An 18,024-nucleotide genomic window follows, 5' to 3' on the forward strand; every position below is an offset into this window, starting at 1 on the left:
TTTTATAATCAATTTTAAAACTCTTAGATTTTATGTCATATCTACTTTCAGGTAAAAAAATTGGACATGAATATGTGACTACGGATGAAGACAGCATAGCCTCTCAGATGGTCAATGAATTTGAAGCCCAAGTCACCCGCTTGTACAAGGACAAAAAAATGCTCCGACAAGTCCATACCAAAATGCATGGCTGTGTCAAGGCAACTTTTGCGGTAGAAAAAAACCTGCCTGATGATTTAAAAGTAGGGGTATTTGCCGGCACAGCAAAAGAATACCAGGCCTGGGTGCGATTTTCAAATGGCAATACCCAAACCCAAAAAGACAAAAAGAAAGATATCCGGGGAGTCGCAGTCAAACTGATGGGAGTTCCCGGGGAAAAAATCCTAAACGATGCGCATTTTCAGGAAACTCAGGATTTTTTATTGATGAGCAGTGAGACGTTTTTTGCCAAAACCATCAAAGAACTAAATACACTCCTAACAGCCCTGACATCTGCAAGCAAAATCAAAACCTTGCTTTACTTTCTGAACCCCTTTCATTTACCCACGCTGATGCGGATCAATAAAAGTATGGTAGCCTGCGATAATCCGCTCAGTATTCCCTATTGGAGTACGCAGCCGTACCAATTCGGGACCGTAGACAGAGCAGTAAAGTACCATCTAAGGCCTTCACCCGAGAATCAGGTCGTCATCGAAAACACCACAGACTATGATTACTTAAGGTATAACCTTGCCCAATCGCTGCATGACAACGAGGCAAAATTTGATTTTTATGTGCAATTCCAAACAGATGCGGAAGCTATGCCCATCGAAGACCCAACTGTGGCTTGGACTTCTCAATATATAAAATTGGCCACTTTGACCATTTATGCTCAGGTTTTTGATTCCAATGCACAAATGGAATTCGGAGACAACCTCTCATTTAACCCTTGGCACTCCCTACCGGCACATAGACCTTTGGGCAGCTTTAACAGGGTGAGAAAAAGAGTCTACGAAGTGATGTCAAAATTCCGCCATGACAAAAACAAACTACCTGTATTGGAGCCTAAAGAGTCACCCGATTTCCTTCAAGATATCATCAAAACAAATAGCCGAAAGATAATTGACCAACAGGTACCTTCCAAAAAAATATTGCAAACCACTGCTGAAGTAATAGTCAACTGCAGCAAGGAGAAAGCATATAAATATGTATCAAGTGTTAAGGAATTGCCCAATTGGTTATTGAAAACCGGACCCATATATGGCGTAATCAATGTGAAGATCCTAAGGGGTAATTGGGAAAAAGTCGGAGATAACCGACAGGTAGAACGGGGAGATGGCGCCAAATTGGTTGAAGAATTGATAACAGTTCATCCTCATTCACACTATGCCTATCAGACGACTGACTTCAGTGATATTTTCAAGAAAATGACCAATAAAACCTACGGACAGATGTGGTTTGACACAGTGGATGACCAAACAAGGCTGCGGTGGGTTTATACATTTACTTACAAAAATATTTTCGCCAAACTGTTTCTGATGCTCTTCATTCCCCTCTTTCTCAAAAAATACCTACAAAACGGCCTCAACAACGCAAAGGCTTATTTGGAGGATTGATTTCTAGGTCGTCACACAGGTCGCCGCGGCGGAGAAGTGTCTCCGCTAGTGGAGATTCTTCACCTTCGCCGGCTACGGTTACCAATGACGTAAATCTCAATTACCCCTCGGCATGCTCGGGGAACGGAATATTGGGCCTTTAAGGGAGGGGAGGGAAAAGCGGCTACGCCGCTTTTCCCTCCTCTTAAACTAAAAAAAGTCGGTGGCCGAGCTTGCCTAGGCCAAATTAGAAAAATCTCAACGTCATTCCTTTTCTGAACATTTTAAAATGTCGGGGACCCAGAATGACGGAACAACAACCGCTATTACCCTATCTGAGCCTTTTCTTATTGCTGAACACTTCGGATTCTACAATCTTTCCCAAGTCTCACATCTCAAATCTCACATCTCGCGTCTTCTCCTAAACCGTTGCCAAATACCGCAAGGTACTGATCGAAGGGAAGAAGAAATAAGCACCACCTTTGACAGTGATTACCCTTGGCAGGTCGCTGACGGTCCTGTTTACCGGCAAATCCTGAATGGTAAAATTCTGTTCTTCTTCCGCATCCGGATTTTCCTTAACTCCAATGATCGGATCGGGATCATTGTAGAGTTCTTTGACTTTTGGAAGTTTGCCCCAAGTATATTGGAGAAACTCAAACTGCCTGCTGATGTCGGCATTGAAGCAGGCAAAAAGCAATCCCACTTCCCCTTCAGGGTTTGTGTTGGTCGGTGATCCTTCAAAAATCTGTCCATAAAGCCTCGCCCTCCTAATGATACGGTGTTGCTTGCTTAGTTTGAGCGATTCTTTGACCCCATGGTCATCGACACTTTCACGTGGGTTGCTTCGTCGCAAGTGAGATCCAAAAGGACATTTCAGTCCGTCCGGATCAAATTTAGAATAACCAAAATCATTGATGTCGCTGATAACCCCGGGATCTTTGTCCGGAAAAAGGGTGATCGGCGCCCCACTCTGCCACCTTCCCATGATTTTTGCACCAAGTTTCAGACTTTCCTCTTCGTTATTGGTGCCATCTGGGTTTTTGGTTTTTTCATTTAAAAAAGTCCAAAACTTATGGACATCCTGTTCCAATTGCCGCATGACAAGAAAAGAGCCATTCCTTCCAATGTCCTTCAGCCCGCTTCCCCCTGCATCAGGAGCAAGGAGGTTCAGATTTCCCTGGTCTTTGACTATCAGCGGTGTGTCAGGATAGACGCCAAATTCATTTTCATAACCAAATAGAAATTCTCCGGCCTTTACCACATCATCTTTGGGACCTACCCTACCCGAACCTTCTATGATCGGTTGGGAAATACCATCCCTAAATCCAAAATGCTCCTTGTTGTCAGGCTGAGTCTGTCCGTCAATGGAAAACAGTTCTTCAAGTCCGTTTTCTGCAAATTTGGCTTTCAACTCTTCATAATATTTCAAACAGACGATTTTATCTTTTTTAATATCATCAACACTCTCTTTGTCATTGCCGAATACCATCAGACAAAGGTGGATGGGAAAATTACGATCCTTTGGTTCAATGAAATCATCGGTTTCATCAGAATCACCGGAATAATTGCCCCAATTCCATTTCTCGGGTGCACTGCTATCAGCATCTCCAAGCAATCTTGACCTGTGGGGAGAGACCATTCCCTGCCGGAATTCCCTTGAAAACGCATTGAGGTTTTCCTCATTTAGTCCAAGGACACTCAGACCCTTGTGGGTAAAAGCAATATTCAAATGTTTATAGGAAATCTTTGACTTATCATGGATATGTACCGCCGTGGTCATATCCTCCCAAGATTTGGAGAGCCATTTTTTGGCAGCAGTGGCATCAGTAATCTGTAGGTACACAAACCGCGAATACATCATGTGTGCATAGCCGCGGATGATATAGCCCTGAATATCTTCGAGTTCTAACTTTGTCATAAGGATATCAAATGAGTTTGAGGAATTTGGCTGCCTGACGTTCGGATAATGATTTCATCAGCTGTACCCTGATTTTGGTGTTATTGTTGACGTTTTTGATGGAAAGATCCGGATAGGCTGTGTACCATACATTGGTGACCAACTCCGAATTTCGACTCCAAGCCAGAAAATGTTCTTCGTCATAAGCACCTCCTGTGAGTAAAAAATTGGTTTTGGGAAAGACCTTGGTATTGGAAAAAATACCTGTCAGCCCCCACCCACTGTTGTCGATAAAGTCTCCAAGGTATTGCTGCCAGCTTCCATCAAAATTGCTGAAGAACAAAACCCGTGAATTGTCTTCAAACATGACCCATTTGGCAAAATGTATGGTCGGAATTCCCATCAGTTTACCTTGAACAAAAATGAATTTGATGAGGCCTTTGGAAAGGGCAAACATGGCTTTAATAGTAATCAGCCTAACTTTTCCTTCCTTCATGTCCACGAGTTGGGTAAACTGGTTTTGGTTTTTGAAGTCCTCATACTTTTCCAGTTCGGTTAGGAAATCACTATCCAATCCACTACGCTTTTTGGTAAAGTTCACATCCTTCCTTTCGTAGAAAAAATGGACAATCAACAGCCAAATGATAATCAAAGGAAGTAAAACAATCAGGATCAAGCCTAGGAAAATAAGTCCCAGCCAATTAATCCTTGGCATATGGACTTTCTGATTTAGAAATAAAAATTCCTCTTTTTTCAGTACTTCCTCTTTGATTTTCTCATGGATGGTTTTGGCGGAAACATCCTTCCAAGACCGGGAGTCCAAAAATTTTCTGATATGGTTTCTAAGGGCTTTTTCCTCCCTGATCTGCTTCACGGTCCGTCCCGGAGCACCAATATACACTGCTGCATCTTTTACGATACTTTTTTTGAGAAAAGCTATCCGGCTTTCGGGGCTTCTTTGGTCAATAACGGGATATGCTTCACAAAACCCATATACCTTATCTAAAATATGCGAGGTGTCGGTACAAAACCCTTTTAAAAAAGTATCTACATCCCCATCAAAATCAACCACAAAAACAAGCTTTGGAACTCTCGGAGTCGGGTCGTTGATCCAGGATTTTCCATGGTCGATGACTACCCACCGGGCATAATGGACAACATCCAACTTTTCAAATTCGGGTGGCTTTCCATGGTCAAGGTCAGTTTTAATTTTGTCTAAATATTCCATTAAGCCATCAATCTTGTTTTTGATGACCGGGACTATGATGGTGACTGAGTTTTGCCTCATAAGGAAAATATTAATTTATAAACTCATTTCTCTTTAAAAATTTATTTTCCATAAATCAGCTTTTTGGTGGGCCTTTCCAAATTTTAAATCAACATGGCAAAACCGCTATTAAATCAACTTTGCCATTTAAGATTGCTTCTTCAAGGCTGATTTACAAACAGGATATATGTAACAAATACAGGTAAATAGGTACTTTGAATATAAAATAAATTATTGGATAATCTAGGAGGTGGGGATAATCGGAAAAATTAGTAAGGAAAAACTCCGGAAGACAAAAAAAGACTTCTCCTCCGTCGAAGTGACAAGGAAAAGTCTTTTTCTTTTTGTCCCTGACCGAAGTCGAAGGGCTCTTGGTACTTGAGCGAAGTCGAAGAGCTCGCTTCCAGTAAGAGATTCTTCGGTCGTTCCTCCCTCAGAATGACGGGTAAGTCTTGCTTCTCGTCTCTCGCATCTCGCCTCTCTTGGTCCATGAGCGAAGTCGAAGGGCTCGCTTCCAGTAAGAGATTCTTCGGTCGTTCCTCCCTCAGAATGACGGGTAAGTCTTGCTTCTCGTCTCTCGCATCTCGCCTCTCTTGGTCCATGAGCGAAGTCGAAGGGCTCGCTTCCAGTAAGAGATTCTTCGGTCGTTCCTCCCTCAGAATGACGGGTAAGTCTTGCTTCTCGTCTCTCGCATCTCGCCTCTCTTGGTCCATGAGCGTAGTCGAAGGGCTCTTGGTCCCTGAGCGTAGTCGAAGGGCTCTTGGTCCCTGAGCGTAGTCGAAGGGCTCTTGGTCCCTGAGCGTAGTCGAAGGGCTCGCTTCTAGTAAGAGATTCTTCGGTCGTTCCTCCCTCAGAATGACGGTTAAGTCTCGCCTCTTGGTCCCTAAGCGAAGTCGAAGGGCTCTTGGTCCCTGAGCGTAGTCTAAGGGTTACTTCACATCTTTCATCAATTCCTCCACGGCTTTTTCCAACTGTTGGTCTTTTCCTTTGTCGATTTGTCCCGGCATGTTTTTGACTTGGAATTGGGGTTTGGTCTCGTTGTTTTCCATCCAATTGCCGGCTTTGTCTTTGGCTGAGATCGGTACAATTCCCCATCGACCACCATCAGGCAGCATTTCCCAACCAGCAAAAGAGCAGGTTCCCGGCGTAGGCATGCCGACAGTCTTGCCGATTTTCAGGTCGGTATACCCACAGGCAAAACAATGTCCATCGGAATAATTGCTTTCGTTGAACATCGCCAAGGTCGGCTTCGTCCAACGGAATGTCGGTTCATAGCCCACTTCCCTGTCTTCAGTGGCATAGGTGATGAATTTTTCTCCGGTAAAGAACATGGCCAAATCCGCCACCAAATCTCCGCCTCCATTGAATCTTGTATCCACGATTACACCTTTGCGCTCATGGTATTTGCCCATCATCTCCTCGTAAGTGGTGCGATATGGCCCATCAGACATGCCGGGAATATGGACATAGCCCAAAGTCCCGTTGCTCAATCTGTCCACTTCTTCCTGGTTTTTCTTTACCCATCGCTTGTATAGCAATTGGTTCTCCTCACCCAAATTGATCGGCTTCACAGTGACCTGTTGACGGGTATTTGTCTTTGGGTCCAATACTTCGATCAAAGTAAATTTACCGGATTTCCTGTTGAGGTATTGGGCAATGTCTTTGTCCAAGGCAATGGTTTCTCCGTCAATTTTCTCGATGACCATGCCGCTTTGTATGTTCATGCCGGATTTGTCCAAAGGTCCGCCCTTGAGCACTTCAACGATTTTGATTCCGGGATTTTTGAAAGAGTAATCCATAAAAATCCCCAAAGAAGCGGTGGCGTCACCTTGTGGTATATTTCGGCTGTACCTTGCGCCGGCATGCGAGACATTCAGTTCTCCGATCAACTCAGAAACCATCTCGGCAAATTCATAGCTGTTTCCGATATAAGGAAGGTATTTTTCATATTGGGCGGTCAAGGCATCCCAATCCACGCCGTGGAAATCCGGGGTGTAGAAAGCTCCTTTTGTGCGGATTTTGATATGCTCAAACATCTCTGCACGCTCTGCATCGGTATCCAAAGTCATTTCCCCGGCGATTTTGATCTGCTCCCTTTTGGTGCCTTTGTCGGTGATTTTGGAGATGTTTCCATCCGCGAGGAGGTACAGGTTTTTCATTTCTTTGTCCCATTCCAACCTGCCAAACCCTGCATCGAGTTTCAGTTCCATCTTGGTATCTTTTGTTCGAAGATCAGTGCTCCAAAGGTTCATCCCTTTTTCAAAACGGGCGAGGTAAAAAAGTTTCTCGCCATCCTTGTCAATGACCGCATCACCCAAAGCAGACGAATGGATTGTCAATTTGGCTTTTCTCTCTTTCAAATCTTCCCAATCGATTTGGATATCTTCTACCTTGGGAGTTTCTTTTTTTACATCCTTTTTGTCTTCATCCTTTTTTTCCTTTCCTGCTTTCTCGGTTTCCTTTAGCAGTTCAAATTCCTCTTTGCTTAACCGGAATCTGTCATAGGAATCCTTTGTCAAAAACAGGGTGTACACGTCGTTTTGAGCAGCTCCACTTGTTGCAAAACTCTTCAGGCCGTCTCTGTTGCTGAACCATATCATCTGCTTGCCGCCATTGACCCACTTCGGTCTGCTGTCACCATAACCGCTTTGAGTCAGGTTTTCCATGGCTTTTTTGCCTGAGGCATCCAATAGCACCACTTCGCCATTGGCCATGGTGGGATTGAATTCTGCCAACAGCCATTTGCTGTCCGGACTCCAAGTAAAATATTGGTCGCCGTCTCCCATGTGGAACAACTGCTCCGGAGTCATCAAAGTCACGGAAGTTTTGGTGGCCAAATCGAGAACTTTCAAAGTCCTTCTGCCTTCGATATAAGCCAATTTTTTTCCGTCAGGAGAAAAAATCGGCTGGTAATTGTCTACCTCCGAACTTACCAAAACCTCTTCTTGGAGTAAGGTGCTCGCAAAGAAGAAGATCTCCTCTTTTTCCCTCATCCTTTTGGTTTGGTAAATCTGCCACTTGCCATCCCTTTCACTTGCATATACGACTGATTTGCCGTCCGGCGCAAACTGTACAAAACGCTCCTGCTGTGGCGTATTGGTGATTCTTTTGGTCAGAGAACCATCCACAGAAGTCACAAAAACCTCTCCTCTAGCGATAAAGGCGATTTCTTTTCCGTCAGGGGAAATAGACATTTCTCTCACGCCACCATTGATACTGATATAGCTGTCAGCATTGGAAATACGCTGTGTGGTAATCGAAACGGCCACTTTTTTAGGTTGCTCGCCTTCTCTCAACGTATAGAGTTCTCCGTCATAAGAAAAACTCATCAGGCCATTTTTGGAAATACTCAAAAACCTGACAGGAAAATCCTTCAGACTGGTCAATACCGTTTTTTGGGAGGGATTGTCCAAACTCATTTTTTGGACGTTGAAGCTTCCCATCTCCTCGGTCAGGTAATAGACCGCTTTTTCTCCCGGAGCGAAAACAGGGTTTCTGTCTTCACCCCCAAATTCCGAGATCATTTTATGGGTATTGCTCGCAGCATCATACAACCAAATATCTCGGGTGATGGCAGATTGGTGTCTCTTGCGCCATTCGTTTTCGCCACCTTTTTTGTCATGGTAGATCATCTTGCTGCCATCGGTGCTGACCTGTACATATTCTGCAGGAATGGTCCACACCTGATCCACTCTTCCGCCTCCGATAGCCACCTGATAGAGTTCTGCCTGCGAACCTGTCGGATATTGTCTGTGTTCGGCAAGGTCCTGACGCACACCGCCAAAGATCACATTTTTGTCATCTGCAGAGAATGAATAAGGCATCTCATCATTTGAATGGTAGGTCAGACGCTTGGCATCTCCGCCAAGAGCACTCATGACATAGACATCAAAATTACCGTATCGGTCCGAGGCAAAAGCGATCTTGCTGCCGTCTTTGCTCCAGACAGGCATAAAATCATGCGCTTCATGGAAAGTCAATTGGGTGGCTTTTCCCCCCGAGGAAGGAATGCTATACAAATCCCCTTTGTAGGTAAAAACAATCTGCGAACCGTCAGGAGAAATGGAAGGATAACGCAGCCATTTTGGGGATTCATGGGCGAAAGCAAAAGAAAAAACAAAGAGCATCAATATGCTCAAACTCGATTTGATGATATGCATATGGGATTTGGAATTGTTTGGCTAAAATTATATAAATTTTGGCTTTCCAAGTCCTGTTTTTCAATTTTGGGCTAAATAGTTTTTAACCTACACAAAATGATTGCTGAAAACATCCAAATCTCAAAAACACCACCTCCACCTTACTATGCAGTCATCTTCACCAGCATCCGTACAGAAGTGGATGAGGGTTATGGAGAAATGGTGGATCAAATGGTCGAACTTGCTAAAAAGCAACCCGGTTACCTCGGGCAAGAATCGGCTAGAGAAGGACTGGGTATCACAGTCAGTTATTGGGAAAGCCTAGATGCCATCCGCAATTGGAAAATGGTCAGCGAACATCTATTTGCACAGCGCACGGGTAGAGAAAAATGGTACTCCTCCTACAAGACAAGGATTTGTTTGGTGGAGAGGGATTATGGGTTTGGATTGGAAGATTGAAAAATTGGAAGATTAAAAGGTTGGAAGATTAAAAGGTTGGAAGATTGGAAAATTAAAAAGTTGAAAGGTTTGGAAGGTTGGAAGGTTGGAAGGTTTGAAGGAATTAAGGACACAATACTGATTTCTAAATAAATCATGTTTTCTTTTCATCATTTCACCAATTCCCGCTCTCCATTCAGTTCATAGGGTTGGATGAGGACTTCCAAAGGCAGTCCGAGTAATTCTTTGATGTTTCTGATCATATCTACAGTCATTGCCCTTTTGCGGTTGAGTACAAGACTAACGGTAGTTTTACTGCCTATTGCAGGAATTAGGTCTTTTTCTTTTAAACCCTTCATTTCAATAGCTTCTCTGATTGCTTTAATGGGGTCTGGTAAATTGATTGGGTAGTGCTCTTTTTCATACTTTTCAATCAGTGTAACCAACAATTCCGCTTCCATTCCCTCAGGGCTATCTTGATGAGATTCAAAAACCTCGGCCAACCTATTCAAGGCAGCTTCATATTCTTGTTCGGTGGTAATTATTTTATCCCATTTCATTTTTAAATATTGTTTAAAGGTTTAAAACTGATCAATTGTGTTCGCGTCAACCTTATTGTATTCGGAATGTGTTCCAATAAATTTGATAAAGACCCATTGCCTAACATAACTTATTTGAACAATCAACCTGTACTTGTTTCCCGCAATGTTGAATACCACTCTGTTATTTTTCACAGGATCAGCATCAGGAAAATCTCTGACAACATCTGAAGACTTCTGCCAAACAGCACTTTTCGTGATCGCAAGCCAAGTTTCAATACTTGCTTTTGCATCAGGATGCCTATTGTAAAACCTGACCAGATTCCTTAAAGCGATAATGTTTTTCAAAGACTTATTTTTTTCAACATTTAAATCTAATATAAAGTTTTCAAAATGAAAACAAAAAATCCAATTCATGCGACTGAAAACTGAGACTGACCACTGCAAACTGTGACTGAAAACTCCCTTTAGCATTCAAAACCACAATTAAGAGATTCTTCGCTTCACTACCAATGACGTGAATCTCTTGGTCGTCACCCTGAGTGAAGCGAAGGGTCTCTTTTTTCTGAGATCTTTCATCCTCGTAACTCGGATTCAAGATGACGCAACACCCAACGTCATTTCTTTTCTGAACATTTTAAAATGTTGGGGACTCCGAATGACGATCCCCCTCCCCAAATTCAATCCAAAGCTGCTTTCCTACATAGAGGCTTTCTTCTTCGACATTGAGGTTGGAGATGCCTATGCCAAAGAGGCGAACCGGGGATTTGAGTTCTTCTTGGTGGAGGAGCTCCAAGGTGGTTTCCCATATTCTTTCGGGTTCGGTAAATTGCTCAAAAGTCTTGCTTCTCGTCTGAACAGTGAAATCGTGGTATTTGATCTTGAGGGTGACAGTTCTTCCTTTGATCCCGCTTCGGCTGATGCGTCGCTTGAGTTCTTCGAAAATCTCCTCCAATTCTACCAGCCACTCTTCCATTTTAGCCAAATCAGTTTCAAAAGTATTTTCAGCACTCAGCGATTTCCGGATGCGGTTAGGTTGGACTTCGCTCAGGTGGATGCCACGGACAATGTTGTAAAAGTGAAGACCTGATTTCCCAAAACGCTTGCTGAGGTATTGCAGGGAAAATTGCTTCAGGCCAAAACCATTGTGAATGCCCAGTTCTTTCATCTTGTCGGCAGTCACTTTCCCGATTCCAAAAAACCGCTCTATCGGCAACTTCTCCAAAAATGCTTCCGCATCCTTGGGCAAGATGACGGCCTGACCATTGGGTTTGTTGATGTCAGAAGCTGTTTTTGCCAAAAACTTGTTGTAGGAGATTCCCGCTGAGGCATTCAATCCGACTTCTTCTTTGATGCGTTTTCGGATTTCTAAGGCGATTCTTGTGGCAGAAGGGTTGTTCACCTTGTTTTCTGTCACATCCAAAAAAGCTTCATCCAAAGAAAGCGGCTCGACCAAATCGGTATAAGCATAAAAAATCTCTCTGATCTGATTGGAAATCTCTTTGTACCGCTCAAATCTAGGTGGAACAAAAATCAGGTGCGGACATTTCAGGGCAGCCATTTTGCCGGACATGGCCGAGCGGACACCGTACTTTCTGGCTTCATAAGAAGCTGCAGCTACCACGCCCCTTTCCCTGTTTCCGCCTACGGCAAGGGGCTTTCCCCTCAGTTCAGGATTGTCCATCTGCTCCACGGATGCATAAAAAGCGTCCATGTCCACATGTATGATTTTCCTGACGTTTTCCATAAACTATTTTCTTTCCAAAACCTCCATGATCGCAGAAGCCTTGAGCAGACACTCTTCATATTCATATCCGGCGTCCGCATCGTAGGTGATCGCCGAACCTACCGCAAAGTATCCATTGCCTGCATTTCGATCAAAAACAATACTTCGGATAACCACATTGAAATCAAAATCCCCATTCGCTTGAATATGTCCCAAAGTTCCTGAAAACCAACCTCTCTGAAAATTTTCATACTGCTCGATCAATTCCATGCACTTGATTTTTGGTGCGCCTGTCATGCTCCCCATCGGAAATGTGGCATGGAAAATTTCCTTAAGACCCAATTCTTTCTTTATAGTCGAACTCACCGTCGAGATCATCTGATGGACTTTGGCAAAGGGATAGACACCAAAAAGCTCCTCCACATCCACAGAACCAATTTCGGAGATTTTGGAAAGATCATTCCGCATCAGGTCAACGATCATCAGGTTTTCGGCTCGTTCCTTTTCGGAGTTAAGCAATTGGTTTTTGAGAAAATCATCTTCGACAGCATCCTTCCCTCTTTTGATAGTGCCTTTGATGGGTTGAGCGATAAGTTGATTTCCTGCTTTTTTGAGAAATCTCTCCGGAGAAGCTCCGATAAGGTATTTTTCCTTTGCTTTGAATAAAGAGGAAAAAGGCATGGGAGACTTTCCCACCAAATCCCTAAAACCTATAACCGGATTCCATTTTTGACTTTCAAAGGTAAAAGCAATGCAATAATTCAACTCGTACATGTCTCCTTCCTCGATGTGGTTTTGGATGGATTTGATGGCAGCGCAATAATCTTGTCGGGTGGTCAAAGGGTTCACTTTTACCTTGGGATTGGACAAAATCAGTTGGAATGACTTCTTGATTTCTTCGCCTATTTTTTTCCCTTCGGGATGAAAAACAGTGAAATTTTTCTTGCCAATTTCTATCCTGATTTCAGGAATAAAAAACAAGGACTCGGGACAATCGATTAAGACAGAATTATTGCTTCTAAGCTTTTCAACCTTGTTTTTGTAATCGTAACTGACGATTCCTACCAACTCATTTTTTCCATAAAACCGGTCTGCCTCAGCCAAATCCAAGCATTGATTGGCTGCAAAAATAACATTTGAAAATCCATCATGTGGATAGGCAATCCCGTTGTTCTGAAAAAATGAAAAATACGAATACTGTTTGTCAAACCATTGAAGCAAATGGCATTTCCAATCAGGATGCTCGGGAATCGAAAACACAAACTTTTCTGACATGTTGCAAAAGTAACGTAATGGCACAAAAAAAAGAGGAAACCTTACGGCTTCCTCTTTCAGATTTATATACTAAGTTGGATTAGTTTGCTTTGATGTCAAAACCTACAGAAACTGTATTGTAGATAAATTGATCTTTTGCTTTGTCAACTGCAGTGCTTTCGTCACCATAAGCCAAGCCCCAAGCAGTTCTGTCGATATTAAAACCTGCAGAGGCGGTTACAGCTCCGTCAACGATTGAAACGGTTGCAGGAAATTTGATGTTTTTGGTAGTACCTCTCATGGTAAGGTTGCCAGAAATCCAATGGGTTGGGTTGGCAGAAGCAACTTCAGAGTCCTTCTTTGGTGTATTTTCAGAAGCGAATTCTTCTTTGTCTGCAATCGCACCTGCTGCATAAGGCTCTATAGAAGTCAGTTCAAAAGTAGCCTGTGGGTGGTTTGCTGCATCAAAGAAATCCGGAGACTGAAGGTGTCCCCAAAGTTTTCCATAAAACTCATTTGATTCTTCCATGTCCTGGATTTTCAAACCGGTGATATCAAATACAAACTTTGCACCTGTAAGTTCTTCACCTTGCACAGTAACTTCTCCTGTAGACACAGGAATATATCCAAAATGCTGGCCTGTTGGCTTGTAGCCTCTCCAATTGATCTGACTTGTAGATGGATCTATAGCTAAGGTTTTTCCTGTAGCTTCTGCTACTTCAGCTGCGTCAGTTGCTTCTACGGTGTCTGTTGGTTTGCCGCAAGCTACCACGATAAAAGCAAGGGCAATAACTAATCCTGTTCTTTGTAATAATTTCATAGTGTTGAGTGTTGTTATTTTAAAATTGATTACACATGAATCTATGTATATACATGTAAAACTATTATTGATTAAAAAAGTTCAAATAAGTTAAAAAAAAATAAATTTGACCTTCAGGAATTTGTACACGATCAGACTATAAACCGAAAAATATGGCTTTAATTAAAAGTGTAAGGGGTTTTAGCCCAATTTTTGGAGAAAACTGCTGGATGGCAGAAAACGCGACGGTGGTCGGAGATGTGGTCATGGGCAAAAATTGTACAGTGTGGTTCAATGCTGTGGTCCGTGGAGATGTACACCACATTAGGATCGGTGATGATACCAACATTCAGGACGGCGCAGTGATTCACTGCACCTATCAAAAATCCGGGACAGTAATAGGAAACAAAGTTTCTATCGCCCACAATGCCGTGGTACATGGCTGCACGATCCATGACAATGTACTGATCGGCATGGGAGCGATTATCATGGACAATGCTGTAGTCCACTCAGGCGCGGTGATTGCGGCCGGGGCGGTGATTTTGGCGGGTACAATAGTAGAGGCCAACTCCATCTATGCGGGTATGCCTGCCAAAAAAGTGAAGGAGACAGGTCCAGAAATGCTTGAAGTGATAGAGCGGACAGCAAGAAATTATCCTATGTATGCCGAATGGTTTAAAGAAAGCGACGCGAAATGAAGGAATTCCTAACCAAATTCAGCACCAACAGAAACATTGCCCTACTTTTTGTCCTGTTTCTGGGATTTAATCTTTGGATCTTACCAAGTATGATGCCGGGAGAAAAACCGCTTGATTTGGAGATTTTTTATTCCTCGGACTACGCCTATGACAGAATAGACGGATTCACACCTGAAATCAGGAAGAGCTACCGAATAGGTTTGATGGTTTCGGATATGCTCTATCCATTGGTGTATGGAGCCCTGTTTTCATTCTTTATTTTCAGGCTTTGGCAAAATGAAAAGTTGGTCATTTTTCCCCTTGCCATCCTGTTGTGTGATGTCATCGAAAATATCAGCATCATCAATATTTTAAATCTATTTCCTGAAAAAAGTGACTTTTGGGGATCTCTGGCCGGAATTTCGACAGCTGTAAAATGGACCTTTTCGACTCTAACCATTTTTATTGTTTTGACAGGTGTTTTCAAAAAAGTGTTGTTAAAAAAACAATTGTAATGAAGAGGATGATTTAATTTATAGAATAAATTCCTGACCAATCTTTTTATGATGCCTGAAAAAAGTAAGCCTTTTTAGAAAGCATGATTTACATTATTGAAAAGGTAAAATTGAATGGACAAATATGATTCCTTAAAATCACGCTAACCATATTTTTCCAAAATTCTAATGTTTTTTGACCTCTTTATTTACCTCCGCAAGTTTCGTAAAATGTAAATTATGCAGGGTAAATTATTTATTTGAATCAGGTCCCGAAAACTTTAACCATATTTTTTTGTGAATCCCCAAAAGGGGACTATTTTTATTCAGATAAGAAAATTTTGGTATATGAAAGAGGAATATTTTAAGTGGTACTCACCCCATCTGCATAGAGACGTTCAAATGCTCACTTTTGGTCATGCGGGATATCCTATTGTATTGTACCCGACTTCTATGGGATCGTTCCATGAAAACAGAGACATGGGATTGATAGGTTCGGCAAGTTGGTTTATCCAACAAGGCCTGGTGCAGATATTCTGTCCGGAAAGTAATGACAGGGACAGTTTTTACAACAAGCAAATCCATCCCAATCAACGGATCCAAAACCACATTGCCTATGACCACATGATCCGCCACGAGATAGTAGAGAAAATCAGATTTAATACCGCCATCGGCAAAGTGGTAGTAGCCGGCTGTAGTTTTGGTGGATACCATGCTGCTAATTTTGCATTCAGGTATCCAGGTTTTGTCAGCCATATGTTTTCAATGTCGGGAGCTTTTGAAATCCGTAATTTTATGGATGGATATAATCACGGTGATATATTTTATAATTCGCCCTTAGAGTTTTTACCTGGCAACCATGACGGTGATTTGTGGAAAATGGACATCGTGCTCGGTACTTCCAATTGGGACATCTGCTTTGATGCCAATATCAGACTCAGTGATGTGTTGGAAGGTAAGGGAATTCGACATTGGCTGGATGTGCGGAAGGATAAGCATCACGATTGGCCGATCTGGAAGGAGATGTTCCCCCACTATTTATCAAGAATCAAGTTCAATTAACCAAATACCAACCATATATGAAAAAGATAGGAATTCTGTTTGGCATGGAAGACACTTTTCCCCATGCATTTGTCGAAAGAGTCAATGAAAAAAATGAAAAAGGAATTGTTGCAGAACCTGTTTTGATCGATAAGGTAATCCAAAACCAACTTTCTGAATATGCTGTCATCATTGACAGGATTTCTCAGGACGTTCCTTTTTATAGGGCTTATCTGAAAAACGCCGCCTTGACGGGCACGGCAGTCATTAACAATCCCTTTTGGTGGAGTGCTGATGATAAGTTTTTTAACAATGCCCTTGCGGATCAATTGGGAGTCCCTCTTCCAAACACTGTGATTTTACCCTCTGCAGAACATCCCACAGATACCACAGCCAAGTCCTTCAGAAACTTAAAAATGCCACTCGATTGGCAGGGGATTTTTGATTATGTAGGATTTCCTGCCTATATGAAACCCTACGCTGGTGGCGGATGGAAAAATGTCTATCGCCTAGAAAACAAAGAGGAATTTTTCCAAAAACACAGGGAAACCGGCCAATTGGTCATGTTGCTTCAAGAGGAAATCGTATTTCAGGAATATTTCAGGGTGTATTGCCTTGGGGGCAAAGCGGTCCGAATCATGCAGTATGAACCGCGCAATCCGCACCATCTCCGCTATGTGGTCGATGGACCTCCTGCCAGTAAAAAACTATTGGCAAAAGTGAAGGATTACACCATCAAACTTTGTGAAGGATTGGGCTATGATTTCAATACCGTAGAATTTGCTGTAAAGGACGGTGTACCTTATGCCATTGATTTTGGAAATCCTGCACCTGATGCAGATATCAACTCAGTAGGTCAAGCGAATTTTGATTGGGTAGTGGAAGAAGCTGCAAAAATGGCGATTGCCTATGCCAAATCACATAAACCCGGTCAGGTTAACCTCACTTGGGGGACTTTTATGAAAAATGCAGTCAGCTCCGCAAAAAGATTCTGATATATGAGAAAGTTACCTGTATTTACTTTAGGAGTCGAAGAAGAATATCAAATCATCGACCCCAACACCAGGGACCTGAGATCCCACATGTCCAAAATTGTAGATGGTGCCAAAATCATTCTCAAAGAACAGGTAAAGGCCGAAATGCATCAATCTGTGGTAGAAGTTGGTACCAATATCTGTCAAAACATTGCCGATGCCAGAAATGAAGTCTCTTACCTGAGAAGGAAAATCGTGGATCTTGCTGCAGAACAAAACCTAATAGTCGGGGCATCTGGAACCCACCCATTCTCAAAATGGCAGGAACAACCGATTACTGATGACCCAAGGTACCACATGATCGTCAATGAACTGCAGGATACTGCTAGGTCCAATTTGATTTTTGGACTACATGTGCATGTGGGCATAGAAAACAGGGAACTAGCGCTTCAAATAATGAATCAGGCATGCTATTTCCTTCCGCATATTTACGCCCTTTCGACCAACTCTCCTTTTTGGGAAGGGAGAAACACAGGCTTCAAAGCATTCAGAGCGCACGTCTTTGCAAAATTCCCCAGAACAGGACTTCCTGAATATTTTGATTCGGTGCAGTCTTATGACAATTTTCTGGAGACTTTAGTCAAAACAAACTGTATCGATAACCCAAAAAAAATATGGTGGGACCTGAGGATGCATCCTTTCTTCAGCACGATCGAATTTAGGATTTGCGATATGTGTCTGACCGTGGACGAAACGATCTGCATCACAGCATTGATCCAAGCTGTTGTGGCCAAGCTCTACAAAATGAGCATGATGAATACAAGCTTCAACATATACCGGATAGCCTTGATCAGGGAAAATAAATTCCGTGCAGCAAGGTATGGTACAGATGGGTTGATGATTGACTTTGGTCAGAAAAAAGAAGTGGCTTATAAGGAATTGATAGTGGAGCTTTTGGACTTTATTGATGATGTAGTCGATGAGCTTGGCAGCAGGCAGGAAATCAATTATGTGTATGAAATTCTCAAAAACGGCACAGGAGCGGACAAGCAATTGGCTGTTTTTGAAGAAAATAACCATGATCTGTCCAAAGTCGTGGACTTCATCGTGGGAGAATTCACAAAAGGAATTTGATCCTACAGTCCTTTTGATTAGAGGTGGGGAAATATTTTTTTCCCCACCCAACTTTAGAAATTCTTTAC

General features: G+C 42.6%; 15 protein-coding genes. 7 read left to right on the plus strand and 8 right to left on the minus strand.

What is annotated here, in order from left to right:
* The first annotated feature begins 32 nt into the window (after nt 1-32).
* A complete protein-coding gene (locus tag MMU07_RS13860; protein ID WP_241126471.1) occupies nt 33-1,595 on the plus strand; it encodes an SRPBCC family protein in 1,563 nt (520 codons plus the stop codon).
* A gap of 400 nt (nt 1,596-1,995) precedes the next feature.
* Here MMU07_RS13860 and MMU07_RS13865 read toward each other — a convergent pair whose 3' ends face one another.
* From MMU07_RS13865 to MMU07_RS13875, 3 genes are all read right to left on the minus strand, one after another.
* The gene (locus MMU07_RS13865) at nt 1,996-3,495 is read right to left on the minus strand and encodes a Dyp-type peroxidase (protein WP_241126472.1); all 1,500 of its coding nucleotides are present in this window, start codon (nt 3,493-3,495) and stop codon (nt 1,996-1,998) included.
* 7 nt (nt 3,496-3,502) lie between these two features.
* On the minus strand, nt 3,503-4,762 hold the full coding sequence (locus tag MMU07_RS13870) for a hypothetical protein (protein WP_241126473.1): 1,260 nt from the start codon (nt 4,760-4,762) through the stop codon (nt 3,503-3,505).
* Nucleotides 4,763-5,670: 908 nt separating this feature from the next.
* Nucleotides 5,671-8,901: a S41 family peptidase gene (locus tag MMU07_RS13875; protein ID WP_241126474.1), complete on the minus strand. Its 3,231-nt coding sequence runs from the start codon at nt 8,899-8,901 to the stop codon at nt 5,671-5,673.
* A 96-nt stretch (nt 8,902-8,997) separates the two neighbouring features.
* Here MMU07_RS13875 and MMU07_RS13880 point away from each other — a divergent pair, with 96 nt between their 5' ends.
* A complete protein-coding gene (locus MMU07_RS13880) occupies nt 8,998-9,339 on the plus strand; it encodes an antibiotic biosynthesis monooxygenase family protein (protein ID WP_241126475.1) in 342 nt (113 codons plus the stop codon).
* 149 nt (nt 9,340-9,488) lie between these two features.
* Here the strand turns inward: MMU07_RS13880 and MMU07_RS13885 are convergent, their stop codons facing one another.
* From MMU07_RS13885 to MMU07_RS13905, 5 genes are all read right to left on the minus strand, one after another.
* On the minus strand, nt 9,489-9,878 hold the full coding sequence (locus MMU07_RS13885) for a helix-turn-helix domain-containing protein (protein ID WP_241126476.1): 390 nt from the start codon (nt 9,876-9,878) through the stop codon (nt 9,489-9,491).
* A gap of 21 nt (nt 9,879-9,899) precedes the next feature.
* Nucleotides 9,900-10,205 (minus strand): type II toxin-antitoxin system HigB family toxin, encoded by a 306-nt coding sequence (locus tag MMU07_RS13890; RefSeq protein WP_241126477.1) that lies wholly within the window; start codon nt 10,203-10,205, stop codon nt 9,900-9,902.
* 289 nt (nt 10,206-10,494) lie between these two features.
* Entirely contained in the window at nt 10,495-11,604 is a 1,110-nt protein-coding gene (dinB, locus tag MMU07_RS13895; protein ID WP_241126478.1) for a DNA polymerase IV, read from the minus strand.
* A gap of 3 nt (nt 11,605-11,607) precedes the next feature.
* Nucleotides 11,608-12,858, minus strand: a complete 1,251-nt coding sequence (locus tag MMU07_RS13900; RefSeq protein ID WP_241126479.1) for an anthranilate synthase component I family protein — start codon at nt 12,856-12,858, stop codon at nt 11,608-11,610.
* Nucleotides 12,859-12,937: 79 nt separating this feature from the next.
* Entirely contained in the window at nt 12,938-13,657 is a 720-nt protein-coding gene (locus MMU07_RS13905; protein WP_241126480.1) for a YceI family protein, read from the minus strand.
* A gap of 152 nt (nt 13,658-13,809) precedes the next feature.
* Here MMU07_RS13905 and MMU07_RS13910 point away from each other — a divergent pair, with 152 nt between their 5' ends.
* The 5 genes from MMU07_RS13910 (at nt 13,810) to MMU07_RS13930 (ending at nt 17,956) form a co-directional block, all read left to right on the plus strand.
* Complete coding sequence (locus tag MMU07_RS13910; RefSeq protein WP_241126481.1) at nt 13,810-14,334, plus strand: gamma carbonic anhydrase family protein; 525 nt, start codon at nt 13,810-13,812, stop codon at nt 14,332-14,334.
* Complete coding sequence (locus MMU07_RS13915) at nt 14,331-14,828, plus strand: hypothetical protein (RefSeq protein ID WP_241126482.1); 498 nt, start codon at nt 14,331-14,333, stop codon at nt 14,826-14,828. Before MMU07_RS13910 ends, MMU07_RS13915 begins: the two co-directional genes overlap by 4 nt.
* Before the next feature lie 327 nt (nt 14,829-15,155).
* A complete protein-coding gene (locus tag MMU07_RS13920) occupies nt 15,156-15,869 on the plus strand; it encodes an alpha/beta hydrolase-fold protein (RefSeq protein ID WP_241126483.1) in 714 nt (237 codons plus the stop codon).
* 17 nt (nt 15,870-15,886) lie between these two features.
* Nucleotides 15,887-16,843 carry an ATP-grasp domain-containing protein gene (locus MMU07_RS13925; protein WP_241126484.1) on the plus strand — a complete coding sequence of 319 codons (957 nt, stop codon included), beginning with the start codon at nt 15,887-15,889 and terminating at the stop codon, nt 16,841-16,843.
* A gap of 3 nt (nt 16,844-16,846) precedes the next feature.
* The gene (locus MMU07_RS13930; protein ID WP_241126485.1) at nt 16,847-17,956 is read left to right on the plus strand and encodes a carboxylate-amine ligase; all 1,110 of its coding nucleotides are present in this window, start codon (nt 16,847-16,849) and stop codon (nt 17,954-17,956) included.
* Nucleotides 17,957-18,024: the final 68 nt, after the last annotated feature.

The organism is Cognataquiflexum nitidum (genome assembly GCF_022538055.1).
GTDB lineage: Bacteria > Bacteroidota > Bacteroidia > Cytophagales > Cyclobacteriaceae > Cognataquiflexum > Cognataquiflexum nitidum.